Origin of the sequence: Lysinibacillus sp. FW12 (genome assembly GCF_050817245.1) — a bacterium.
Taxonomy (GTDB): Bacteria; Bacillota; Bacilli; order Bacillales_A; family Planococcaceae; genus Lysinibacillus; species Lysinibacillus irui.
Genome location: NZ_CP139094.1, coordinates 3,927,508 through 3,952,231, shown reverse-complemented (window position 1 = coordinate 3,952,231; position 24,724 = coordinate 3,927,508). Strand labels below are relative to the sequence as shown.

21 protein-coding genes and 1 pseudogene are annotated in these 24,724 nt (G+C 35.6%); 18 read left to right on the top strand and 4 right to left on the bottom strand.

What is annotated here, in order from left to right; translation table 11 throughout:
• Positions 1–10 precede the first annotated feature (10 nt).
• The 8 genes and pseudogenes from SJW71_RS20420 to SJW71_RS20385 all read left to right on the top strand — a co-directional run bounded on the left by SJW71_RS20420 (position 11) and on the right by SJW71_RS20385 (position 8,317).
• A complete protein-coding gene (locus SJW71_RS20420) occupies positions 11–1,624 on the top strand; it encodes an extracellular solute-binding protein (protein WP_407132914.1) in 1,614 nt (537 codons plus the stop codon).
• 216 nt (positions 1,625–1,840) lie between these two features.
• Positions 1,841–2,506 (top strand): annotated as a pseudogene (locus tag SJW71_RS20415) (YesL family protein).
• Positions 2,503–3,681: an N-acetylglucosamine-6-phosphate deacetylase gene (gene nagA / locus SJW71_RS20410; protein ID WP_431811433.1), complete on the top strand. Its 1,179-nt coding sequence runs from the start codon at positions 2,503–2,505 to the stop codon at positions 3,679–3,681. Before SJW71_RS20415 ends, nagA begins: the two are co-directional and overlap by 4 nt.
• 69 nt (positions 3,682–3,750) lie before the next feature.
• A complete protein-coding gene (locus SJW71_RS20405) occupies positions 3,751–4,482 on the top strand; it encodes a GntR family transcriptional regulator (RefSeq protein ID WP_313469364.1) in 732 nt (243 codons plus the stop codon).
• Between the two features lie 66 nt (positions 4,483–4,548).
• Positions 4,549–5,391 carry a class II fructose-bisphosphate aldolase gene (locus tag SJW71_RS20400; RefSeq protein ID WP_313469362.1) on the top strand — a complete coding sequence of 281 codons (843 nt, stop codon included), beginning with the start codon at positions 4,549–4,551 and terminating at the stop codon, positions 5,389–5,391.
• Positions 5,388–6,317 (top strand): 1-phosphofructokinase, encoded by a 930-nt coding sequence (gene pfkB, locus SJW71_RS20395; protein ID WP_431811432.1) that lies wholly within the window; start codon positions 5,388–5,390, stop codon positions 6,315–6,317. Before SJW71_RS20400 ends, pfkB begins: the two co-directional genes overlap by 4 nt.
• A gap of 40 nt (positions 6,318–6,357) precedes the next feature.
• The gene (locus tag SJW71_RS20390) at positions 6,358–7,353 is read left to right on the top strand and encodes an SIS domain-containing protein (RefSeq protein ID WP_431811431.1); all 996 of its coding nucleotides are present in this window, start codon (positions 6,358–6,360) and stop codon (positions 7,351–7,353) included.
• A gap of 88 nt (positions 7,354–7,441) precedes the next feature.
• The gene (locus SJW71_RS20385) at positions 7,442–8,317 is read left to right on the top strand and encodes an ROK family protein (protein WP_313469356.1); all 876 of its coding nucleotides are present in this window, start codon (positions 7,442–7,444) and stop codon (positions 8,315–8,317) included.
• A gap of 450 nt (positions 8,318–8,767) precedes the next feature.
• Here the strand turns inward: SJW71_RS20385 and SJW71_RS20380 are convergent, their stop codons facing one another.
• Together SJW71_RS20380 and SJW71_RS20375 are read right to left on the bottom strand one after the other, a co-directional pair.
• On the bottom strand, positions 8,768–9,865 hold the full coding sequence (locus SJW71_RS20380) for an ABC transporter ATP-binding protein (RefSeq protein WP_431811430.1): 1,098 nt from the start codon (positions 9,863–9,865) through the stop codon (positions 8,768–8,770).
• A gap of 83 nt (positions 9,866–9,948) precedes the next feature.
• On the bottom strand, positions 9,949–10,854 hold the full coding sequence (locus SJW71_RS20375; protein WP_313469351.1) for a PucR family transcriptional regulator: 906 nt from the start codon (positions 10,852–10,854) through the stop codon (positions 9,949–9,951).
• 305 nt (positions 10,855–11,159) lie between these two features.
• On the opposite strand from SJW71_RS20375, the gene SJW71_RS20370 reads away from it, so the two are divergent.
• Positions 11,160–11,339, top strand: a complete 180-nt coding sequence (locus SJW71_RS20370) for a thermonuclease family protein (RefSeq protein WP_322611332.1) — start codon at positions 11,160–11,162, stop codon at positions 11,337–11,339.
• A 111-nt stretch (positions 11,340–11,450) separates the two neighbouring features.
• Here the strand turns inward: SJW71_RS20370 and SJW71_RS20365 are convergent, their stop codons facing one another.
• Positions 11,451–12,326, bottom strand: a complete 876-nt coding sequence (locus SJW71_RS20365) for a glycine betaine ABC transporter substrate-binding protein (protein WP_312504814.1) — start codon at positions 12,324–12,326, stop codon at positions 11,451–11,453.
• Positions 12,327–12,548: 222 nt separating this feature from the next.
• Between SJW71_RS20365 and SJW71_RS20360 the strand changes: the two genes are divergently transcribed.
• The 6 genes from SJW71_RS20360 to SJW71_RS20335 all read left to right on the top strand — a co-directional run bounded on the left by SJW71_RS20360 (position 12,549) and on the right by SJW71_RS20335 (position 19,250).
• A complete protein-coding gene (locus SJW71_RS20360) occupies positions 12,549–13,121 on the top strand; it encodes a manganese efflux pump (RefSeq protein WP_274795721.1) in 573 nt (190 codons plus the stop codon).
• Between the two features lie 313 nt (positions 13,122–13,434).
• On the top strand, positions 13,435–13,962 hold the full coding sequence (locus SJW71_RS20355) for a YceI family protein (protein WP_274795722.1): 528 nt from the start codon (positions 13,435–13,437) through the stop codon (positions 13,960–13,962).
• Positions 13,963–14,147: 185 nt separating this feature from the next.
• On the top strand, positions 14,148–15,089 hold the full coding sequence (locus tag SJW71_RS20350) for an NAD-dependent epimerase/dehydratase family protein (protein ID WP_312504810.1): 942 nt from the start codon (positions 14,148–14,150) through the stop codon (positions 15,087–15,089).
• A gap of 103 nt (positions 15,090–15,192) precedes the next feature.
• The gene (locus tag SJW71_RS20345; protein ID WP_312504808.1) at positions 15,193–16,470 is read left to right on the top strand and encodes an AAA family ATPase; all 1,278 of its coding nucleotides are present in this window, start codon (positions 15,193–15,195) and stop codon (positions 16,468–16,470) included.
• Positions 16,467–17,042 (top strand): RloB family protein, encoded by a 576-nt coding sequence (locus SJW71_RS20340; protein ID WP_274795725.1) that lies wholly within the window; start codon positions 16,467–16,469, stop codon positions 17,040–17,042. The genes SJW71_RS20345 and SJW71_RS20340 overlap by 4 nt, the downstream gene beginning before the upstream one ends.
• Before the next feature lie 141 nt (positions 17,043–17,183).
• The gene (locus SJW71_RS20335; protein WP_274795726.1) at positions 17,184–19,250 is read left to right on the top strand and encodes a catalase; all 2,067 of its coding nucleotides are present in this window, start codon (positions 17,184–17,186) and stop codon (positions 19,248–19,250) included.
• A gap of 208 nt (positions 19,251–19,458) precedes the next feature.
• On the opposite strand, the gene SJW71_RS20330 is transcribed toward SJW71_RS20335, so the two are convergent.
• Entirely contained in the window at positions 19,459–19,614 is a 156-nt protein-coding gene (locus SJW71_RS20330) for a hypothetical protein (RefSeq protein ID WP_274795727.1), read from the bottom strand.
• A 209-nt stretch (positions 19,615–19,823) separates the two neighbouring features.
• Here SJW71_RS20330 and SJW71_RS20325 point away from each other — a divergent pair, with 209 nt between their 5' ends.
• The 3 genes from SJW71_RS20325 to SJW71_RS20315 all read left to right on the top strand — a co-directional run bounded on the left by SJW71_RS20325 (position 19,824) and on the right by SJW71_RS20315 (position 24,705).
• Positions 19,824–21,212: an aldehyde dehydrogenase gene (locus tag SJW71_RS20325; RefSeq protein WP_274795728.1), complete on the top strand. Its 1,389-nt coding sequence runs from the start codon at positions 19,824–19,826 to the stop codon at positions 21,210–21,212.
• A 313-nt stretch (positions 21,213–21,525) separates the two neighbouring features.
• Entirely contained in the window at positions 21,526–22,992 is a 1,467-nt protein-coding gene (locus tag SJW71_RS20320) for a UDP-N-acetylmuramoyl-L-alanyl-D-glutamate--2,6-diaminopimelate ligase (protein WP_274795729.1), read from the top strand.
• Positions 22,993–23,127: 135 nt separating this feature from the next.
• Positions 23,128–24,705 carry a peptide chain release factor 3 gene (locus tag SJW71_RS20315; RefSeq protein WP_312504803.1) on the top strand — a complete coding sequence of 526 codons (1,578 nt, stop codon included), beginning with the start codon at positions 23,128–23,130 and terminating at the stop codon, positions 24,703–24,705.
• The last annotated feature ends 19 nt before the right edge of the window (positions 24,706–24,724 follow it).

The following is a 24,724-nucleotide window of genomic DNA, read 5'->3' as shown; positions in this document are numbered from 1 at the left end:
GCGAATTAAAATGAAAATAAAGAAGAAGCATGTTTATGGTTTAGCTGCAAGCCTGCTGTTAGCTACGAGTTTACTAGGAGCATGTTCTGACACAAAAGAAACTGGAGAAAAAACCGGCAATATTGATAACTTGAATGCAACGGGTATGCCGATTACAAAAGAGAAAATAGAAGTAGACGGTTTTGCTGCAAAATTTTTCGCATCGCAAGATTGGAACAATCTAATGTTATGGGAAGAATACGAGAAAATGTCTAACATCCATATTAATTGGACAACGGTTCAAACAGAAGTATTAGCGGACAAAAAGAACTTGCTTTTAGCTGCGGGAAATTATCCAGAAATATTTTTTGCATCAGCATTTTCGAAAACTGATTTAATCAAGTATGGTCAACAAGGCGTATTTTTACCGTTAAATGATTATATTGAACAATATGCTCCAAATTTTAAAAAGCTATTAGATGAATACCCATCTGTAAAACAAGGTGTGACGATGGCAGATGGAAAAATTTATGGCTTCCCTACAATTTACGATCCGAAATTTACATCACTGCGTGTAGGGGCACCATGGATTAACCAGAAATGGCTTGATAATCTAGGTTTACAATCCCCAGAAACAACAGATGATTTGTATAAAGTATTGAAAGCATTTAAAGAAAATGACCCAAATAGAAATGGTTTACAGGATGAACAAGGCTGGGGGACTGGCTATGGTATCGAACAAATTATTTATTATTTAAGAGGTTCATTTGGTTTGAATAAACAAGGAACGATGAATGTGAACTTAGACTTTAAAGAAGGTACTGAGGAATTTCGTTTCGTGCCAACGACAGACGAATATAAACAATTACTTGAGTTCTTAAATAAACTTTACAAAGAAGGTTTAATTAATAAAGATGTATTTACGACAGAGCCTCAGAAATTTGCGGCAGAAGCAGCTAAAGGAACGTTTGGTATGCTTAGTGAAGTGGACCCAAAAGAGTTATTTAAATTAGATGGTTATACTGGTGCACATGTTTTAGAAGGACCGAATGGAGATAGACAATTTACTGCGATGACTAATGGTCTTGGGAATTTAGGAATGTTTGTCTTAACAGATAAAGCAAAAAATCCAGAAGCGATGGTACGCTGGATTGATCATTTATATGGTGATGAAGGGACTAAAATGTTCTTTATGGGCTTTGAGGGTGTCACTTATGAAGAAAATGCCGATGGTACTATTCAATACGTAAAGGATATTACGAACAATCCAGATGGCAAAAACTTAGATCAAGCGATCAGTGATTATTTAACATGGCCGGGCGGTTATTATCCTGGAATTGTAACACAAAAATATTTCCAAGGTGCAGAGGCGAAAGAAAATTCTATTAATAATGCTAATCAAGTAATGCCATATGCGTTGAAGGATGAGGAAATTATTCCAGGGTTGAACTATACAGTAGAAGAAAATGATCGAGTGTCGGCAGTTTTAACAGACATTCAAACGTATGTAAATGAAATGACGGCAAGCTTTATTACAGGTAAAGAAAGCTTTGATAAATGGAATGACTACAAGAAAACAATTGAGAAGATGGGATTACAAGAATATCTAGAAGTAGCACAGGGGGCATATAACCGTTCAAAATAACTAGGTACAGGTTTTCCTTCAAGCTCAAGATGTAGTAGGTCGCATAAGCCAAATGTTCACTTTTGTTAATAAGGCCTATGTGACCCTCATTTTCTAAACCTTCAATTATTGGTGTATCTAGTGGTTGATAAGCTATAGCTTTTCAGACTTAAAATATAATATGCATGATATAAAGTTGTGTTTGAATTGAATCTCTATCGTTAGGAGGTAAAGTACATGGTATTTGGAGGATGGAAAGGAAAATTGTACTGGGTAGTAGAGTGGATCACATTGTTAGCAGTGTTACAGTTATTATGGACAGGCCTCACTTTACTTGGACTTGTTTTATTTGGAATATCCCCAGCAACCGTCGCAATGTTTACCACTTTACGTAAAAGGTTACAAGGGGAAGATGTCTTAAAATGATTAGTTAAAATCTTTTGGAATACATATAAAGTAGAATTTATTCCATCCAATAAAATAGGTATTATCTTACTGGTTTTTGGATATTTTTTATCTATTAACTTCCAAATTATCACATCATTTCATGGCATACTTGGTTTATTGTTACTAACTTCGATTATTACAATTAGTATTCTTTTCGGTATTATTATAGTTAATATTTTCCAATTATACACCTATTATGATTTGCCAACATTACGGTACTTTACTGCTTCGATCATATTTAGTATAGCTTATCCATTACAAATGATTAGCACTATCGTAGGACTTGCTATATTATATAAAATTTATAGTTTGATTCCTGGCCTATTACCGTTTTTTGGTATTAGTTTAACTGCATTATTTTTATCTTGGATATCATCCCAGATGTTTAAGAAAGAATTAGAATTAGAGGAACAAACCCATCTATCAAACTGTTCTGGGGGAGGGGTAACCTCATGAATAGCACATTTATTATTAATGCTAATATTGTTTTGGAAAATCAAATTTTAAACAATGCATTCCTTGAATTATTAGATGGAAAAATCGCTGAAATTGATATAATGGAAAACTGTCCTCAACTAGCATTGATAGAGAATGTGATAGATTGTCGACTAGAAGGCTATATTATTCCAGGAATGATCGATATCCATGTACATGGTGCTTTAGGACATGATTTTATGGATGCTGACCATATTTGTTATTCTAAAATTGCAAAGCATTTAGCAAGTGAAGGTGTAACAGCTTTTTTAGCAACAACGATGACTGGCCCTTTGTCAGAAATTGAAGCGGCTATTGAGGCGCTTTCCTATTATTATAACAATCAACCTACAGCAGTAGCTGAAATGTTAGGAATTCACTTAGAAGGTCCATTTATTAATCGAGCTAAAAAAGGCGCTCAATCAGAAGAATTTATTTTAAAGCCAAATGTACAACAATTTAAATATTTGTACGATAAGTCCACTCAATTAATTTGTCTTGTTACATTTGCACCTGAGGAAGATAACAACTTTGCATTACTTCAAGAGTTAAACAGTAAAGGTGTTATTGCATCTATTGGTCACTCTGACGCCGATTATAATACAGCAATCCATGCATTAAAAGCTGGTATTACTCATGTAACACACCTATTTAATGGTATGAGTGGTCTTCATCATCGTGATCCGGGAGTTGTAGGAGCAGTACTTTTATCAGAAGATGTGTATATTGAAGTAATTCCAGATAATATCCACTTTCATAAAGATTTACTACGAATGGTTTACAAAATGACAGGCTTACACCGTTTGCTAGTTATTACAGATGGTATGCGTGCAAAGGGAATGCCAGATGGTATGTATGATTTAGGCGGCAATGAAGTAGAAGTAATCAATAATCAATGTATTCAACATAAAACGGGATCCTTAGCAGGGAGTGTATTGAATATGAATACGGCAAGGAAAAACATAGAAGAGTGTCTTTCACTTTCAATCGTTGAACAAATTCGTCTTGTTTCTTTGAACCAAGCAGTCCATTTAGGGTTGGACAATCGTAAAGGGTCTATTGCTGTTGGAAAAGATGCAGATGTTGTTTGGTTGAATGAAGAAGGAGAAGTGGAGAAAACTTTTTGCTTAGGGAAACTTGCCTTTGAAAAGGATTGATATATCAATAGGCATCTTTTTATATAGATGGTATATTGATTACAAAACCTAGAGAAGGAAGGAAAAAAGATGCATTTGTTAGATCAATCCAGTGTAATCCCACTTTATCACCAATTAAAACAAATTTTATTTGCGAAAATTCAATCAGGTGAATGGAAACCGGGTGATAAAATTGACTCAGAAAATCAGTTAATGGAAATGTTTCGAGTTAGCCGAAATACAGTAAAAAAAGCAATTGAGGAATTAGTAAAGGAAGAGAAATTATATCGTATACAAGGAAAAGGGACTTTCGTTTCGAAGCCAAGACTTGAACAATCTCTTGGTGGATTTTACAGTTTTAGTCGCATGATTCAGGAAAAAGGTTTAAATCCTAGAGATGAAGTGTTAGACATACAGAAGGTTTATCCCTCGACTAAGGTTAGAATCAATTTAGAATTAGAGGAAAACGAACAAGTGGTAGAAATGAAGCGTTTGCGATTTGCAGATAATGAACCCATTATTTTGGAATCATCATTTTTACCTTTAAGCATTATTAAGGATAGTGAAATATTACAAGAAGTAACTACTTCTTCTTTATACAGCTTATTAGCAGAACGGTTTAACGTTATTGTTGTAAGGGCTAGAGAAGCTTTTGAACCTGTACTTATTAATAAAGATGAAGCGCACTTATTGAAAACAGATGTTGGAAAACCTGCTTTATTATTGGAAAGGACTGCATTTGATACTTCAGGAAAACCAGTTGAATTCTGTATTTCGATTGTAAGAGGAGACCGTTGTCGATTTTATACGGAATTAAATTAATATAGCTTGCTTAATCTTTTTATATTTTCAATTATACCAACAACCCATTGAGGGAGGAATTCTATTATGCCATTAGTGACAACTAAAGAAATGTTAGAAGACGCTTATAAAAATAACTATGCAATAGGGGCTTTTGGGGCACATAATTTAGAAATTATAAAAGCAGTAATTGCTGGAGCAGAAAAAGTAGGTGCACCTGTAATTTTGCAAACAACTTCAAGTACCTATAAATATGTAGAGATGCCTTATATGATTGCACTTGCAAAAACAGCAGCTGAACAGGCAAAAGTACCCGTAGCATTACATCTGGATCATGGTGAGTCTTATAAGGTTGTTATGGAATGTTTACGAGCAGGTTATACCTCTGTGATGATTGATGGTTCTTCCTTACCTTATGAGGAAAATATTATATTGGTTAAAAAAATAGTAGAAGCTGCAAGTGCTTTAAATGTGCCTGTTGAAGCGGAGTTGGGGACAATCAGTGGTGTCGAAGATAGTTTGAGCGTAAATGAGGGGACTGCATTCTTTACTGATCCAAAGGAAGCAGAACATTTTGTGAAGGTTACAGGAATTCAATCATTTGCCCCAGCATTTGGTACAGCACACGGTAAGTATAAACAAAAGCCAAAATTGCAATTTGATCTTTTACAAAAAATTTATCGTTCTACAAATGTTCCTTTAGTCATGCACGGAGCATCTGGAGTGCCAGAAGAAGATGTGCGTAAATCCTTGAATTATGGCATTGCAAAAGTTAATTTTTCTACGGAACTAAAGGACTTGTTTGCTGAGCAATTAAGAGCTTTTTTTAATGATAATCCAACAGAAAATGATCCAAGAAAATATTTCCTTCCAGCACGTGAATCTTTAATTGAATTAGTAGAGCAAAAGATTGTGATGTTACAAAAATGATTACTACATTAACCTTAAACGCTGCTATTGACAAAGTGCATGAGGTAAATTCTTTAATGGTTGGTCAGACTAATCGTGTATTACAGAAGTCACAACAAGGTGGGGGGAAAGGTGTTAACGTAGCCCGTGTTATCGTAGCACTTGGTGGTGAAGTGACTATTGGCGGTTTTGTAGGCGGATTAAACGGGAGTAAAATAACTGAACTTTTACAGGACGAAAATTTACAAACAGAATTCATACAAATAGAGGAAGAAAATCGAATTTGTTTAACCATTATTAATCAGCAAACGAAGGAAATGACGGAGCTTTTAGAGGTAGGACCAACTATTCAAGAACATGAATGGCAGAAAATGCTTAATTGGGTTGTGAAACAAGCCGAACATGCCACTTATTTTGTGTTGTCAGGAAGCTTACCTAAAGGTGTACAAAAAAAAGCATATGCGACAATTATCCATTTATTAAAGGAAAAGGGTATTCGAGTCGCACTTGATACAAGTGGAGATGCTTTGAGACAAGGTGTTAAGGCATTACCATTCATTATTAAGCCTAATGAGGATGAAATTACTCAATTGATTGGTAAGTCAGTTCTGACTCAAGAAGACTTAGTTCAAGCTGGTATAAAACTACAAAAATTGGGAATTGAACATGTGTGTTTCTCATTGGGTGAGCAAGGTGCTTTATTTGTTAATTCGTTAGGGATTTACAAAGTTAATGCACCACAAATACATGTTGAAAATACAGTTGGAAGTGGCGATGCCTTTTTAGGAGGGCTTATTTATAAACTCTCTCTTGGTGCAGACCATACAGAGGCATATAAATGGGCTGTTGCATGTGGTTCTGCGAATGCAGAGAATAAAGAGATTGCTAGAGTACAACGAGAGGCTGTTGAAAGACTCTTAGACGAAATACAAATAACTAAAATATAAGAGAAGTAGGGATTTGTTTATGTACACTTACAATGAGATTATGACACAAGATCAAAAGTTAAAAAAAACAAAAGATATTATTCAATCAATTACATTTAATGAAAGTGCTGTAGATGTAGTTCTATTCACCGGATGTGGTACATCATTTTATTTAGCTATTGCAGCAGCACGTTATTATCAAGCTGTTACTGGAGAGTTTGCTATTGCAGTACCTGCATCTGAATTATTCTTACACACTGAAACGTATATTCTAAAGAATAAAAAGTATCTTATTATTGGAATTTCACGTTCCGGAACAACTTCGGAAATAATTATGTCATTAGAACATCTAAAAGGTGACGAAAAAATACGTACTATGGCAGTTACATGTAATGGTGACACTCCTATGGCTAAATTGACAGATGAATTAATCGCTTTAAATGATATATCAGAAAAAAGTGTTGTAATGACTCAATCATTTTCTAATATGTTATATGCTCTCCAATTATATGCAGCGAAAATTAGCCGACGAACGGATATGATGGAACAACTAGAAAAAATTCCTGCACTTGTTAAATCGGCATTAGGTAATGGAAAACAGCTATTACAGGTAACAGAGGATGCCACAAAAAAACGTTTTATATTTTTAGGATCAGGTGCATATAATGGGTTGGCTAAAGAAGCGACATTAAAGCTAAAGGAAATGACACAAACTGAATGCGAAAGCTACTCAAATTTAGAATTCCGACATGGTCCAATTTCTATTGTAGATCATGAAACAGTTGTGATTTTATTTACACAAAATGAAACTAAGGAATATGATCAGGCATTAATAAAAGATATTCAAAAGCTTGGAGGTTTTGTTGTTGTCATAGGTATAGTTTCAAAAGAATTACAAGCAGATTTAATTCTCAATTTATCAAATCAAGTAGATGATTTGAATAGACTAGTAGAAGCTGTTCCATACTTCCAACTAATAGCTTATCAAAGTGCTATATTTAAAGGTTGTAATCCAGATAAGCCACGTAATTTAACGCAAGTCGTAAATCTATCATAACAAACGCATAGTCATTGAATTTTAGGCATAAGGATAACTTTTACTTTCAGAAAATTGAAATTTCTAGCGAGGGACTGGCGGTGGAATAATGGGTAATATCTTAGTAGCAGATGTTGGTGGAACAAAATTAGCCACGGCTTTATTCAATCAAAACCAGCAGTTAGTAATTAAAAGAGATGTACCTAGTGACGTTTCAAATAGGGAAGCTTTATACCAGTGTTTAATTGATAGTTTTAAAATTCTCTGTTTAGAGAAGCAAATTTCATTTAATGAAGTCTCTAAAGTATGTATTGGTGTACCTGGGATTGTTGATATACAAAAAGGTCTAGCGGTTTATCAAAATAATATACCGTGGAGTAATTTCCCGATTTATGAGCGTTTGTTTGAAATTTTTGCACATGCGCAGATAATGATTGATAACGATGTTAACATGGCAACCTGGGGAGAATATAATGCTAGAGGATTTAGTAAAGAAACAATGATATATGTAACATTAAGTACTGGAATATCATGTTGTACTGTAGTAAATGGCGAATTTCTAAGAGGAACAGGATTATCTGGTGAAATAGGTTTTAATATCGTAGGTAAAAATGGAGAAACATTAGAAGAAAGTGTCGCAGGACCTGCTATAGAAAAGTTGGGAAGAACGTTACTGGGGAATTCGGAAATCCGATTAAAAGATATGATGGAACTCTATTACAAAGGAGACCCTATCATCGATAAGATTTTGCAACAATTAATTTATTGCATGGTTAAACAATTGCATCAAATGATTTTGATGCTTGACCCTCATAGCATAGTGTTAGGTGGAGGTTTTTTTAATCACCACCCGAAAATTATAGAGCAGATTAAAGAAAAGATTCAGCAACGATTATTAAACACACCTTTTGAGGGAAAAGAACAAATTATAGGTAGCAGTATTCATAAAAGTGATGCTGGACTATACGGTGCAGCCTTGAAATAAAAAAGCATAGTATAGATTTTACCTTAAAGATACTTAAGGAAAATAGAGATTTACACGAATAAGAAAATTTAACCCAACTTTTTCAAAAGTATTGAGAAAGTTGGTTTTTTATTTATTGCTGAAGCTAATAGGATTTATATCTTTTTTTATAATGTGTAGAAAATTGTATTTTATTTCACAAGAGGTAGCATTTGAATCTTTGTTAAAATAGTTAAAATTTTATTATCAAAGCTTTTGTTGATTAATTTCTGTCTTTTCTAATAAAAAGTACTAGCAAAGTTTCATCTAGAAAGGGAAAAATATTTGTTGTGAAAATAATTATTGGTTATTTTCTAAAATTGGACCAGCACAACTTGTAAACCAGTTTAAGTTGAAAAAGTCGAAGAAGGGGAACAGACAATTTGTCTGAATCCCTATCTTTGAAGATAATACTTGTGCAATTTATTGCTCCTAACGAATCCGTTTTTCTGTTTCTAAGTCAAAGAAATGCGCCCGAGACATATCAATTAGTAGATTTACGACTTGACCTTGTGTGATTTTTTTATCAGAATTAACACGTGCAATATAGGGTTGTCCATTTAACTGTGCATGTAACATCAGCTCAGCACCCGTTAATTCGGATACTTCAATAATAGCTTCGATAGACGATAGGGGCAGTTCAGAAATTACTGAAGAATTTTCATAAATATGCTCCGGACGAATGCCGAGAATCAGTTCTTTTTGTAAATAGCCTTGTTCTTTTAATAACTTAGATTTTTCTGCTGGAATAGTTAATAAAATATTACCTATTTGAAATCCCTTTTCATGGAAAAACCCTTTAAAGAAGTTCATTGATGGAGAGCCTATAAAACCGCCAACAAATTTATTTTCAGGTAAGCCGTATACTTCTTCAGGCGTACCGATTTGTTGAACAATACCATCCTTCATCACAACAAGGCGTGTTGCCATTGTCATTGCTTCTGTTTGATCATGTGTTACGTAAATTGTAGTTGTTTTTAAACGCTGATGAAGTTTGGTAATTTCTGCACGCATTTGTACGCGTAGTTTTGCATCTAAATTGGACAATGGCTCGTCCATTAAGAAAATATTAGCATCTCGGACGATTGCTCTACCTAGGGCGACTCTTTGCCTCTGACCTCCAGATAAAGCTTTTGGCTTGCGATCTAAATAATTTTCTAAATCAAGAATGGCTGCAGCATTGTGGACACGTTCCTTAATTTGTTGTTTTGAAAATTTTCGAAGCTTTAAGCCAAATGCCATGTTGTCGTATACCGTCATATGTGGGTAGAGTGCATAGTTTTGAAAAACCATTGCAATATCACGTTCCTTTGAAGGCACATCATTCATTTTCTTGTTATCAATTAAAAAATCTCCTTCTGAAATTTCTTCTAAGCCGGCTATCATACGCAATGTTGTTGATTTCCCACAACCCGAGGGACCAACAAGTACAATAAACTCTCTATCTTGAATAGTTAAATTAAAGTCGGATACAGCCGTTACACCACCGTCATATATTTTATAAATATTATTAAGTATAATCTTCTCCATGTTCAATCCCCTTTGTTCTTTTTTTACAGTTTAAAGAAAGTGAAGAAGAAAACCAATGTTTAAAATGCATAATTTTCAGTCAATTAATTTTGTGCATTTTGTAAAGATGACCAAAGATAACTAGCAAAGTAAACAAGTATAGCACCATCTAAATTTTTCGTGTTAATATTCGTAATTTCTTGGAATTTTGATAAACGATAAGTTAATGTATTGCGATGCATATGTAGTTCCTTGGATGTCAACGTAATATTTAAACCGCATTCATAAAAAGTTTTAACAGTATCAAGTAATTCTTTGTCAGACTTCAAAGGTATAATAATTTGTTCTTCTATAAATTTTAGTATAGAAACAGGCAATTGTTGTATTAAAAAAATAGGAAATATTGATTGAAATGAATAATAAGGTTCAGCGAATCTTAAATTTAAGCATTCCTTGAACCATTGAGCTTCTCTCTGGAATTTAATTGGGAACTCTTTGTTGATTTCATAATACTCACCCACATACAAATGGATTCTGATATAAAAATCTGTTTCAATGGTACGAATAAGTGCGATGAAATCTTCTTTCTCATTCATTGAACGACTCGCAGGTTCCATAAGTAAAAAATGATTAGTAGCAACTTGTATTAATATCGTATCTTCCTGAAAAAAATTATAAAGTGCTTCTTTTAATTCCTCTAAAGGAGGGTTTTCGTTTATAAAAGTTAGTTGAATAATTCGAGCTTTGTTAAAGGATAAATTAGATGGTATGTTACCATTTGAATAAATAAAGTTGTACCAAGTATCCGATGACTGAAATAGTGACGAGGTAACTTCAGTATAGAAAACGGTAAGCCATTGGTAATCTCGCTGTGTAACCTCATGCTTGGAGACAGAAAACCATTCTTTAGTTTGATGATGATAGAAAATGAAAGTGCTATTTGGTAGCTGAGTTGGTTTTGTTCGATAATACTGATATGAAGGAAACAATGCTTTGAGATTTAGGTTCATTAAATACACCTCTTCATTTTAAAATGTAGAAAAATATACAACAATTAAAATTCTTACCTTGAAAAATCATAAAGGGCATAGTCTAGGTAAAATATGTACAAATATAAAATATTTATTTAAAGAATTTCCTACTATAATAATAAGTGGTGGGTTAAAAAAAGTTAATAAGAAAGCCACTAATATTAATGGTGCCAAACGGAAAATTCAACTTCTCATGACTGTTTCCTCAAAAAAGCGATGCCCAGCTAAATGCTGTAAAAACAAATGAGGCGAATGTTGTTGGAACCGAAACAGAAAATTAGCTCTTGCAGGAGTCCTTATTAGATGAAGGTCTTGCTGTGGTACGGTATATTCTTAAACCAAATAAAACATTTGAAGATGATTTCAGAGCTATTCAACAAAAGGCACAAGAGGCAAAGTTAACTATTTGGTCACATGATGATTACTTCCAAAAAGATGGCTTCCATCCAGAAGTCATTGACTAAAGGCTGAACGAAAATTAACCTGTCTTGCCAAACGTTCTTTATTGCAGTGACACCATCCTTTTTAACAACATAAAATCCATTTACTAGTGATTAGTAAATGGATTTTTTCATTTATGCTTTTGCGTCTTGTGTCCAATCGGCTACTTTGTCCTGATTGTTGTCAATCCATTTTTTTGCAGCTTCCGTGGCACTCATTCCCTCCATAATATCAAACATCACACTTTCTATATCCTCGGGGGTCCAGTGGAAACGATCAAGGACATTGTAGGCTTCAGGGGAATCTTCTTTTAAGCCATTGCGAGCAAAGGTACCAATATACTCTTCCGTACCATATAAACCTTTTGGATCGTCTAAATATTTTAAATCGTATGCATTAAAGATCCAGTGTGGTGACCAGCCAGTAATGATAATTTCTTCATTATTAGTGATGGCTTGACTCAAGGCCGCCGTCATTGCCCCAGCTGAAGAGGTCAATACATTCCAGCCTTCCAGATTTTTATATTCTTTATAAGCATTTTCCGTTGTGGCCATCATATTAGCTCCTGGCTCAATACCAGTAATAGTTTGATTAGCTTGGTTTGTTAAATCCTCAATTGAATCTACATCCATATAGCTCGGAACAACTAAGCCAATCTTTGCACCCGTTAGATTTTCTCCTAGATTATCAATCTTAGTTTTGTATTTCTCTACTTGTGGGGCATGTGTCTGGGGCAACCAGGCAGATACCATACCATCGACTTCTCCGTTTGCAAGTGCTTCCCACATAATGCCATTATCGAGTGGTGTCAATGTCACCTCATATCCTAAATCCTCTAAAACTTGTCCTATTACATGGGTAGAAGCTACCTCAGTATCCCATTCAACATAGGCTAAGTTTATTGCATTTTTATTACTACTTTTTGAATCTGCACCTGCTGAACTACATGCAGTTAAAACTAGTAGACATGCTATAGCTAATCCTATTTTCCATAATTTCAAATATCTCATAAATATACCCTTACCATCCTTTCTTACTTTCTAGTGAAAATTAAATTAACAAGTAACAACTTAAGTTTATATACAAGTTGTTACTTTTGTCAAATTGCAATTTTCAAATAACTCAGCCTTTAAGATGAGATTCGACGAACGCTATATTGGGCTGCCCATAAATATTTCAAGCGTTAACATATGATAGGTGAAAATGGAGATTGGGCTTTGAGGAGGCTTAGTATGCATTGGGTTACCATTATTCTAATAGGAATTGCAGCAAATTTAGATAATTTGGGGATTGGCTTGGCTTATGGAGTTAAACAAGTTAAAATTCCGATTTTATCAAATGCTGTGATTGCTATCATGTCAATGATTATCACATATGTTGCAGTAACAGCTGGCAGCACGGTTGTTGAATATATTTCACCGCATACTGCCAATTTATTAGGAAGTTTACTATTGTGTGTAATTGGTATATGGACCTTGATGTCCAAAAATTTTTCTAATCAACGGATAGCTGGAAATCCTGAATTATTTGATGAAGATAAAAACTTAGTGATTTCAACTCGAGAGGCGATGGCACTAGGCTTCATTTTATCAGCGAATTGTTTAGCAGGAGGCATTGCTATTGGAGCTAATGGTATATCTGCCCTTTGGACTGTTATTTCGATTGGTGTGTTCTCGTTTATAACGGTGGGAGTGGGTAGTCGATGCGGCTCTTTACTTTCAAAAACGTTTATTGGTAAGCATTCAACAGCGATATCAGGATGGTTGCTTATTATGATAGGTATTTTTGAGATTTTTGCTAAGTAAATAATGTCTTATTTTAAATTTAAAGATGGAAAGTGAGAATCGTCTCATAATACAAGGCAATAAAATCTAAGATAAAGGATGTACCGAAAATTCGGACATCCTTTTTAAATAATTTTATTTAATTACTTGACGTAACTTAATTATTAATATATAGTAGGTTACAGAAAGTAATTAATTACATTCGTTTCTTACAATAAAGTAACTACAAATGTTTATCCTATTAAATTTTGGGTAACATAAATTATGTAGTTGCTTCATATTTTAAAATATATCTCGAAATCGAGATAAAATCAACTTATTGGAGGAATTTAAAATGGCAAAATGGAATATTGATTTAGGACACTCAGCAATTAACTTTCAAGTGAAGCACATGATGGTATCAAAAGTTAAAGGTGTATTTGACAGCTACTCAGCAGATATTGAAGCAACAGATCTTGCAGATTTAACAACGGCTAACATTAGCTTTACAATTGATCCAGCAAGCATTAATACGCGAAGTGAGGATCGCGATAATCATTTAAAAGCAGCAGATTTCTTTGATGCTGAACAATATCCAACAATTACGTTTAAATCTACAAACATTACTAAAAAATCAGGCGATAAATATGCAGTAACTGGTGATTTAACAATTAAAGACGTTACAAAATCAGTAACATTTGATACAGAGTTCAATGGAAAAGGTACAAATCCATGGGGTCAAGAAGTATATGGTTTCGAAGCTGAAACAACAATTAACCGTGAAGACTTTGGCTTAACTTGGAACGCAGCTTTAGAAACTGGTGGAGTTCTAGTTGGTAAAGATATTAAAGTATCTGTTGAATTAGAAATTAACCCAGCTTAATAATAGGGATTCGGGCATGCTTGAAATAATATTCAAGCATGCTTTTTTTATATAAAAACATAGAAGGTTATTAAATAAAATGTCTAGTAATACTATTGTGGGAAAAATTACTATCAAATAAGTTTCTTGCATATTTTTAGTAAATACTGCATATAAATCATCATATTGTTTTTGGGGGCGATAGGATGAATGTATTAGTGACAGGTGGCTATGGTTTTATTGGGAGTGCGGTAGGAAGGCGTTTTTTTGAAGAAGGTGCCACGGTTTATATTATTGATAATTTAAGTACGGGTCATTTGCGAAATGTTGACTTTGAGCATAAATCCTATCTCTTAAATGTAGAGGATGAGGTTTGTGAACACCTTTTTAAAGAAATTCACTTTGATGTGGTCGTCCATTGTGCAGCACAAACGAGCGTACAACAATCCATCCAAGAGCCAGTAAAAGATATTTTGACAAATATAGTTGGACTTAGCCAAATGCTTTTTTTATCATCCAAATATAAAATTCAGCACTTTGTCTTTGCCTCATCGGCAGCTGTTTATGGGGATAGTCATTATCCGCCATTAGAAGAATCAGATGTCTGTGAGCCAATATCTATGTATGGATTAAATAAAAGCATTGGCGAAACCTATTGTGAAAAATGGCAAAAAGATTATCGTTTACCTATTCTTATTTACAGATTCGCTAATGTTTTCGGGCCAAGACAACCAATGCAAGGCGACGCAGCAGTGATCCCAAGTATGTTAAAAAGCAGTATGGAGGGGAAACCCTTTACCATTTATGGTGATGGTGAACAAACGCGTGATTTCATTTATGTCGATGATATAGCAGATGCTATTTATGCTGGTGTATCCGCCCGTTTACAAGGTACGTATAATGTTTCCACAAATGAAGCTTGGTCTATTCACCAAGTTATTTTACTTCTCCAACATTTAAATCATCCACTTGAGATTCAATATGCCCCAGCACGAGAAGGAGATATTGAACATTCTTTCTTAAATAATGATAAATTGGCCAAGGCCATTGGTTGGAGACCTAAAACTTCTTTTGCAGAGGGAATTGAACGTACATTGCAAGCAATCGAAAATGAAAGACTAGCAGAAATTCAACAAAAAAGTGGCTAAAGGCGCTTCAAAATGGAGGCATATTACATTGCGTAATATGTCTTTTTCAATGTCTATAGTATAATAATTCATTAAAGAAATGGTTGTGGACGGAGGTTTACGGATGCTTGTAGATTTTAGAGTAAAAAATTGCTTAAGTTATAAAGATGATACATTATTTTCAATGGTAGCGGGCAGTCGTCTGCGAAAATGGAAGGATACCCACACAATGCAGTTTGAATCACTGCGCCTTGTGAAAAGTGCATTTATTTTTGGTCCAAATGGCAGTGGAAAATCTAATCTATTTACGGCTATAAAAGTGTTACGTACCTTACTATTTAATTTTGAAAATTTAAATAATGTAAAACAGTTACGTCTACCCTATCAACCATTTAAGCTAGGGCGGCAGCAAGGTAAACCAACAGAATTTATGATATCACTTTTTTTAGACGGGGCTTTATATGATTATGAAATCCAGTACAATGCATCACAAGTTCTCTATGAGCGTCTTGTGAAAACAAGCAAGTCATTAAAAGAGGAGTTGTTTAGTAGACAATGGGATGGTACACAGTATGCGTATACAACAGCCCAAACAACAGCACAGGAATTGACAAAATATACTCGCAACAATACCGCCTTTTTGTCAGTATTACATGTATTTAATGATCCAGATGCTTTAAAAATATTCGATTGGTTTTTACATAAAATTCTGTTTCTTGATGAAGCAAATCGGTTATCAAGTCATCCTCTGATTCGTAAACTTGAAGAAGAACCCTTTAAAAAGGAAGTAATCAAACTACTAAAAATTGCAGATCTGTCAATCCAAGACGTCACAGCTAGACGTGTGGAACGCAGAGAGAAAAATACGATCGGCTATGAATTTGATTCATCAGAAGTCATTCAAGAAGTAGATATTGATTTACATTATTTATCATTTGACGAAGTCGGTGCACCGATAGGGACAGAAACGATTAATTGGACAATGGATTCAAAAGGTACAGTGCGAATGCTACATTTAGCATGTGTAATGGTGGATGCTTACGATAAAGGAAAGACGATTCTGATAGACGAATTTGATACGGCATTCCATGTATCAATTTGTGAGTTTTTAATGGCTATTATGAACAGCCATCGTAATAGGAATAATCAATTTATTGTGACCAGTCATGAAATAGAACTGCTAGATCAGCCGCTGCGCTCAGACCAAATTTGGTTTGTGAATAAAAGTTTTAAAAATGAATCGGAGCTGTACTCTTTATTTGATTTTGCAGACTTACAAAAGAAACGTGGAGATCTTTCATATGCAAAACGTTATCTAAAAGGGGAATTTGGTGCAACGCCTATCATCAATGAGTATTTATCTGACCAATACTTAAAAGAAGCGGAGGTATCGGAGCCGTGAGAATACGTCAACAAGGGAGCCGAACATTACGTAAAACCGTTTTAATTTATTGTGAAGGTGAAACAGAAAGAATTTATTTTGAACAAATGCGTATATTAAAACGCTCTAAAATGGTAAGTGTCAAAATAAAAAACGTCAAACGTTCCGCAATTAAGCTTGCTCAACATGCTTATCGAGATTCTAGCTATCAATATTTTGATGAGGTTTGGATTGTATTTGATAAGGATGATTTAACCGAAAGGCAATTAGAGGAAGTCAATCAATTTTGCGCGGAAAAAAATATTCATATTGCCTATACAAATGAAGCATTTGAATTGTGGTTACTCTTGCACTTTGAGGAAGTTGACAGTACAGAAAAGTATCCTCGTGCGGTCTTAAATGACAAAATGGAACAGCATCTAGGCGTCAGTCGTTATTTTCGTCATAAGGCTGATGAGTCCGTCATTGCGCCCATAGCATTACGACATGAGGTAGCCATTAAAAATTGCACAGACATGATGGCTCTTCGAAAGACGGAGAGCCGTGATAACCCCTACTGTAACATACATGAAATGATACGATACATATTTTAAGGATGAGTAGGTTTTCTATTTTTGAATAGAAACCTACTCTTTTATTTTTGAAGGAGAGCTTTGTCGAATGAAGGCATGTTTATTTTTTAAAAACATATAGTGGATATGGAGCGATAGTAGTAATGACTGAAAGGGGATTGCGTGGATAACTCAAAGCCAAATCAACGTAAAAATATAGAGGGAAATGCCAAGGATCATCAATTAGAGCCGTTTCGTGTTGAGAACGATGGAACAAAAATGACAACGAATCAAGGGCTAAGGGTGTCCAATGATGAGGATTCCCTTAAAGCTGGAGTTCGTGGACCAACCATTATGGAGGATTTTCATCTTCGAGAGAAAATTACCCATTTTGACCATGAACGTATTCCAGAGCGTGTCGTGCATGCAAGGGGATTTGCGGCGCACGGTGAATTTGAATTGTATGAATCGATGAAAGAGTATACGAAGGCAAAGTTTTTACAGGATACCAAAAAGAAAACGCCTGTCTTTGTCAGATTCTCGACAGTAGTAGGGAGTTTGGGGTCAATGGATACAGCTCGTGATGTACGCGGGTTTGCTACGAAATTTTATACGGATGAAGGAAATTATGATTTAGTAGGGAATAATATTCCAGTCTTTTTTATTCAGGATGCCATGAAGTTTCCTGATTTAATTCATGCTGTCAAGCCAGAGCCACATAATGAAATGCCACAAGCAGCCTCAGCCCATGATACGTTTTGGGATTTTGTGGCGAACAATCAGGAAATTGCCCATATGATTATGTGGCATATGTCTGATCGAACAATTCCTAGAAGCTTCCGCATGATGGAAGGATTTGGTGTGCATACATTCCGCTTTGTTAATGATAAAGGAAGATCAAGATTTGTTAAATTCCATTGGAAGCCTGTGTTAGGTGTGCATTCTCTCGTGTGGGATGAAGCACAAATTATTGCTGGGAAGGACCCGGATTTTCAACGACGTGATTTATGGGAAGCCATTGAAATTGGAGATTACCCGGAGTTTGAGTTAGGTGTACAAATACTTGAACCAGAGGATGAATTTAAATTTGATTTTGATATTTTAGATGCGACAAAGCTTTGGCCAGAGGAACTTGTACCGGTGAAAAAAATTGGCAAGATGACATTAAATCGCAATGTGGATAATGTCTTTGCGGAAACAGAACAAGTTGCGTTTCATCCAGGGAATGTTGTTCCAGGCATTGACTTTACCAATGATCCACTGTTACAAGGTCGACTCTTCTCTTATTTAGACACTCAGTTGATTCGTTTAGGGGGACCTAACTTTACAGAAATTCCTATTAATCGCCCGATTTGTCCCGTTCACAATAATCAGCGAAATGGCTTTAGTCGACAGACGATTAACTTAGGAAGAGTTAGTTATCATAAAAATTCCCTAGCAAATAATACGCCTGCTACCTCTACTGCACGAGAAGGAGGGTACGTTCATTATGAGGAAAAAGTTGAGGGACGAATTACAAGAGCACGAAGTAAATCCTTTGATGATCATTTTTCACAAGCAAGACTATTTTGGAACAGTATGTCCCCACCCGAAAAACAACATATTATCGATGCCTTTAGCTTTGAAGTTGGAAAAGTAAAAAGCAAAGCAGTTCGACAGCAGGTAGTCGATATGTTTGTCCGTGTGGATAAAGAAATGGCTACAATTGTTGCGGACAATGTCGGTGTAAATCGCCCTACTGGAGAACAGTCTAAGGTTACTGCCTCCTCACCTGCACTTAGTCAAGCCAATACGATTAAATTACCATACACACTTAAAGTAGGGGTCTTAATTGGGGATGGCTTTGATGCCAATGAGGTCGGTGAAGTATTAAAATACTTAACAAGACAAGGTGTACGCTACAGTATTATCTCTGATCGTTTAGGTGTTGTCACAGGTAATAACGGTGTTCAATTAACGGCTAGTGACACCTTTATCACAACCGATGCAGTATTATTTGACTCGTTATATGTTGTTGGTGTTAAGGGAAGTAATCAAGCAAAATTCAATACGTATATCGTCAATTATATAAATGAAGCCTATCGTCATTATAAGCCAATAGGTTTCGCTACAACTGCCACAACATTTTTCAATATGTCGAATGCTAATGTAGGGCCAGGTATTGTGTTAGCTACTGGTAATAAAGATTTTGCAAAAAAGTTTGTAGATGCCATTGCTCAACAACGATTTTGGCAACGAAATATTTATTAAATATCTTTAGATGTTAGGATTGGATACTTGGGGAAGCGGAGCGAATACCGCGGAAGCGAAGCGAATACCCGCGAAAGCGAAGCGAATACCCGCGAAAGCGAGGCAAATACCCGCGGAAGTGAGGCGAATACCCGCACAATCGAATTAGCAGTATTTAAACATGATAAAAGCGCATTATAAGGATAGTCCTCCCTATAATGCGCTTTTTTTAATTAACTTCTGAATTTTCATCATTCTCTACAGGTGTTGTAGAGAGATATAAGAAAGCTTCATCTTGCAATAGCGCTATCTTTTCTTCACAAATTCCATGTGATAATGGTCCAGAAAAAATGGACTCCCACCATGTTCCAGTTGTTGTTGTCATTCATCTACGCCCCCGTTTCGGTTTTAATATGTAGTTGTATATTTCCCGAGATGAAAAAACTAAAACATTTATTTTGACATAAAGCCAGTTCACCCCCTGATGCAGAAAGAGGATTTTTGCCTCTCGATGTTGTATCGTATAGACAAAGATAGTTTGTTTCAAAACGAAAAAACTATGTATGCCATTTTTAAAAAAGGGGTGCTTTATTGATGAATTTTACGTCTCAAGATGTGGAAAATATGATAACAGAGCAACGTCAATTTTATTTTTCTCGCGCAACGAAAAGTGCGAAATTTCGAAAAGAGCAGTTAAAGAAATTAAAAGCTTCCATTTTAAAATATGAGAAGGACATATTGAACGCGTTGTATTTAGATTTGCGTAAAAGTGAATTCGAAGCCTATGCAACAGAAATTGGTATTGTATTAGATAGTATCTCATATATGGTGAAGCATGTGGAAGAATGGATGGAGCCAACAGCAGTTAAAACACCGATTCAATATCAGATGGGTAAAAGTTTTATCGTTCGTGAACCATATGGTGTTACTTTAATTATTGGACCTTTTAATTATCCTTTTCAACTCGTAATGGAGCCACTGATTGGTGCCATTGTTGGAGGAAATACAGCAATTGTGAAACCGTCAGAAACATCTGTACACACAGCTTCTATCGTCAAAAAAATAATTGAAGAAACATTCCATCCTTCCTTTGTACGTGTAGTTGAAGGTGAGAAAGAAGAAGTTACAGCTCTGATTCATGCTTCATTTGATTATATCTTTTTTACAGGCAGCGTAGCTGTAGGAAAAGTAGTAGCCAAGGCAGCGGCAGAACGTTTGACACCAGTTGCCTTAGAACTTGGTGGTAAAAGTCCAGCGATTGTCGATCAAACAGCTAACCTTGAAGTAGCAGCGAAGCGAATAGTATGGGGCAAATTCACAAATACTGGACAAACGTGTGTGGCACCCGATTATTTGCTTGTTCATAAAGATGTTTATGACCGCTTTATGAAAATATTAAAAGAAACTATCCGTTCGTTTTATGGCAAAAATCCTTTGAAAAGTCCTGATTACGGTCGGATTGTGAATTTAAGACAATTCGATCGACTACAGCAAATTATTAGGGAAGAACGCGATGCCATTACATTTGGTGGAAGAATTGATCGTGATGATTTATATGTTGAGCCAACAATCATCGAATATGTAAAATGGACAAGTCCATCTATGCAAGAAGAACTCTTTGGTCCTATCTTACCTGTGATGATGTATAATGATTTACCACTTGCAATTCATCAAATTCGTCAGTTACCAAAGCCTTTAGCGGCGTATTTCTTCTCGGAACATGAAAAAGCAATACAATATTTTTTAGAGGAATTACCATTTGGTGGGGGATGTATAAATGATACCATCACCCATGTTGGAAATTTACACTTACCATTCGGTGGCGTTGGACCATCTGGCGTGAAAGCTTACCATGGGAAAGCGAGCTTTGAAAACTTTACACACCCTAAATCTATCTTAAAGAAATCCTCCAAGCTCGAGACGAATGTATTGTTCCCACCGTATAAACAAAAAGTGAAAATTGTACGATCCATTATGAAATAGATTAATTTGGGAGATATCTTTGGATGTCTCCCTTTATAAGCCTCATGTGCATGTAAAATTGTTCTCTAATAAACCATCCTTCAAATGTCGAAAAATGCCGATTTGTGATTATAAATGAAAATTTCGAGGAAAATAGGATTTTTTCTTCAAATGAAAGCGTTTTCGTTAAAAAAACAGACCGGAGGCATTTTATTTATCGTGAAATAAGTAGTAAAATAAGTTCAATAGAACGTGGGGGGATTCATATTGTCGTTTTTTGTCGAATGTTCAAAAATGATGACATGAGTGTAGAGATTGATTGGAGGACTATGAAATGTATGCAGAGGAATTGTTAAGCGCATTACCTTTGAAAAAAATAATTGGCGTACTGCCAGATCAAGTTAGTGATATCGTAGTGGATTCTAGAAGTGTGCAACCAAATAGCATGTTTGTTTGTATCAAAGGCTACACAGTGGATGGGCATGATTATGCACAAAAAGCTGTTGATGGTGGCGCAACAATTGTGGTAACGGAACGAAAATTACCATTAGGAGAGTCGATTGCACAAGTAATTGTAAAAGATACAGATCGCGCAGTAGGCTTACTTGCAGCAAAGTTCTTTGATTATCCTTCTAAGGACATTACGATGATTGGGGTAACTGGAACGAATGGTAAAACATCCGTCACAGGGATTATACAAAATATCATGCATGGGATGGGTGAAAAATCCGCCCTATCTGGTACAATTGGCTTTAATTTAAATGGTATTTTATATGAATCAGCCAATACTACGAGTGATGCGCTATCGACACAGCAAATGATTTTTCGAGCAAAAATGGAAGGCTGTCGGTTAATGACAATGGAGGTTTCATCACATGGGTTAGCACTTGGACGTTTAGCAGGTGTTGATTATGATGTTGCTATTTTTACAAATCTAACGCATGATCATCTTGATTTCCATGGTACGATGGAGGAATACGGCCATGCAAAAGGCTTATTATTCTCCCAACTTGGACAAGATTTAGAAAAGAATAAATTTGTTGTGTTAAATGCAGATGATGCCTGGTCAGAGCGGTATGCAGCGATGACACCATTTCCAGTGTGGACATATGGTTTAAAAAACGAAACGGCAGATTTCCGTGCCATTAATTGTGAATATCACGATTATATGACATCATTTGATGTGGAAATGCCAGAGGGAATTTATCGTGTGAAAATGAATTTACTTGGTGAATTCAATATTTACAATGTGTTGGCGGCAATGGTTGCATTTTATGCACGAGGTTATTCTATGGAAACTATTATTGAGCAAATTGAACAACTACCACCTGTCAAAGGACGTATGGAAAAAGTATGTTCAGATCTTCCAGTGCAAATGTTTATTGACTATGCTCATACACCAGACGCGATTGAAAAAGCGATTGAAGCAGCGCAGCCTTATAAAAAGGGCAAATTAATATTCTTAGTTGGAACAGGTGGTAATCGGGATAAATCAAAACGTCCTGCGATGGCTGAGAAAGCGTCAGCTGCGGAGTATGTTATTTTGACGACAGATGATCCACGCTATGAAGACTATGATAGTATTACAAGTGATCTTGCTAAAGGGATGCTTCATGATAATTATGCATGTATTGGCGATCGTGCAGAGGCTGTTCGTCATGCCATAGAGGTTGCAGAACCTGGAGACATGATTATTTTTGCTGGAAAAGGCCATGAGGATTATCAAATCATTGAGAATACAAAATTCCCACATAGTGATGCAGAAATTGCAATAGAAGCTGGCCGATTAAAATTCGTTTAATGAAAGAGAAAATCCTTGGAAACCCTTTTAGTTGTAACTAAAGGGTTTTCTTTTTGGAGATTTCATGTAAAAAGGTTGTACGAAAGGCAAGTCTTCTTTTATTATTATTAAGTATGAAAAAAGGAGAATGACGAGATGAATTCAAATTTAGAAAAAGATATACTATCGCGTCGTACTTTTGCCATCATCAGTCACCCTGATGCTGGGAAAACGACGATTACAGAAAAGCTTTTACTATTTGGTGGCGCCATTCGTGACGCAGGGACAGTAAAAGGGAAAAAAACAGGTAAGTTTGCAACATCTGACTGGATGGAAATTGAAAAGCAACGTGGGATTTCAGTTACCTCTTCAGTTATGCAATTTGATTATAACGGTTCACGAGTAAACATCTTAGACACACCTGGTCACCAAGATTTCTCTGAGGACACATATCGTACATTAATGGCTGTTGATAGTGCTGTCATGGTAGTAGATGCTGCCAAAGGGATCGAGGCACAAACATTAAAGCTATTTAAAGTTTGTAAAATGCGTGGTATTCCTATTTTTACATTTATTAACAAGTTAGACCGTCAAGGGAAAGAGCCACTTGAGCTAATTGAAGAGCTTGAGGAAGTTCTTGGAATCCACGCCTATCCAATGAACTGGCCAATTGGTATGGGTAAAGAGTTCCTTGGTATTTATGATCGATACAATAAGCGCATAGAGCAATTCCGTACGGAAGAAGCTGAACGTTTCCTACCAATTGACGACAATGGAGAGCTTGCTGTGGAGCACCCGATGAAAGTAACTTCTTACTATTCGCAAGCAATGGACGATATTATGTTGCTTGATGAGGCTGGGAATCAATATTCAGAGGAAAAAATTCGTCGTGGGGAATTGACACCTGTTTTCTTTGGTTCAGCATTAACAAACTTTGGTGTGCAAACATTTTTAGAAACGTATTTACAATTTGCACCGACACCACAACCTAGAATTACGGAAGATGAGCAATTTATTGACCCTGTTGAACATGAAGAGTTTTCAGGTTTCATTTTCAAAATTCAAGCGAATATGAATCCTGCACACCGTGACCGTATTGCTTTTGTACGTATCGTTTCAGGGAAATTTGAACGTGGTATGAATATGACACTATCTCGTACAGGTAAATCATTTAAAGTAACACAATCTACACAATTCCTTGCAGATGACCGTGAGACTGTGGATGAAGCCGTTGCTGGAGATATTATCGGTTTATATGATACAGGAACATATCAAATTGGTGACACAGTTGTAGGTGGTAAGAAAACATTCCAATTTGAGAAATTACCACAATTTACACCAGAGTTATTTGTACGTGTCACAGCGAAAAACGTTATGAAGTCGAAGCAATTCCATAAAGGGATTTTACAACTGGTACAAGAGGGCGCCATTCAATATTATAAAACATTGCATACAGAGGAAGTTATTCTTGGAGCAGTTGGTCAATTACAATTCGAAGTATTTGAGCATCGCATGAAGAATGAATATAATGTTGAAGTGAAGATGGAGCCAATTGGTTCAAAAATTGCACGTTGGATTGAAAATGAAGAGGACGTGAAAGAGTCTATGTCTTCAGGTCGATCCATGCTAGTGAAAGATCGATTTGACAATCTTGTTTTCCTATTTGAAAATGAATTTGCCATGCGTTGGTTTGCAGATAAAAACGAAAACATTAAACTATATAGTCTTTTATAATATTGAAACACGAATCGAC

Coding starts and splice junctions, on each gene's coding strand:
- SJW71_RS20420 (WP_407132914.1), top strand. CDS start 11: ATGAAAATAAAGAAGAAGCATGTTTATGGTTTAGCTGCAAGCCTGCTG.
- nagA (WP_431811433.1), top strand. CDS start 2,503: ATGAATAGCACATTTATTATTAATGCTAATATTGTTTTGGAAAATCAA.
- SJW71_RS20405 (WP_313469364.1), top strand. CDS start 3,751: ATGCATTTGTTAGATCAATCCAGTGTAATCCCACTTTATCACCAATTA.
- SJW71_RS20400 (WP_313469362.1), top strand. CDS start 4,549: ATGCCATTAGTGACAACTAAAGAAATGTTAGAAGACGCTTATAAAAAT.
- pfkB (WP_431811432.1), top strand. CDS start 5,388: ATGATTACTACATTAACCTTAAACGCTGCTATTGACAAAGTGCATGAG.
- SJW71_RS20390 (WP_431811431.1), top strand. CDS start 6,358: ATGACACAAGATCAAAAGTTAAAAAAAACAAAAGATATTATTCAATCA.
- SJW71_RS20385 (WP_313469356.1), top strand. CDS start 7,442: ATGGGTAATATCTTAGTAGCAGATGTTGGTGGAACAAAATTAGCCACG.
- SJW71_RS20380 (WP_431811430.1), bottom strand. CDS start 9,865: ATGGAGAAGATTATACTTAATAATATTTATAAAATATATGACGGTGGT.
- SJW71_RS20375 (WP_313469351.1), bottom strand. CDS start 10,854: ATGAACCTAAATCTCAAAGCATTGTTTCCTTCATATCAGTATTATCGA.
- SJW71_RS20365 (WP_312504814.1), bottom strand. CDS start 12,326: ATGAGATATTTGAAATTATGGAAAATAGGATTAGCTATAGCATGTCTA.
- SJW71_RS20360 (WP_274795721.1), top strand. CDS start 12,549: ATGCATTGGGTTACCATTATTCTAATAGGAATTGCAGCAAATTTAGAT.
- SJW71_RS20355 (WP_274795722.1), top strand. CDS start 13,435: ATGGCAAAATGGAATATTGATTTAGGACACTCAGCAATTAACTTTCAA.
- SJW71_RS20350 (WP_312504810.1), top strand. CDS start 14,148: ATGAATGTATTAGTGACAGGTGGCTATGGTTTTATTGGGAGTGCGGTA.
- SJW71_RS20345 (WP_312504808.1), top strand. CDS start 15,193: ATGCTTGTAGATTTTAGAGTAAAAAATTGCTTAAGTTATAAAGATGAT.
- SJW71_RS20330 (WP_274795727.1), bottom strand. CDS start 19,614: ATGACAACAACAACTGGAACATGGTGGGAGTCCATTTTTTCTGGACCA.
- SJW71_RS20325 (WP_274795728.1), top strand. CDS start 19,824: ATGAATTTTACGTCTCAAGATGTGGAAAATATGATAACAGAGCAACGT.
- SJW71_RS20320 (WP_274795729.1), top strand. CDS start 21,526: ATGTATGCAGAGGAATTGTTAAGCGCATTACCTTTGAAAAAAATAATT.
- SJW71_RS20315 (WP_312504803.1), top strand. CDS start 23,128: ATGAATTCAAATTTAGAAAAAGATATACTATCGCGTCGTACTTTTGCC.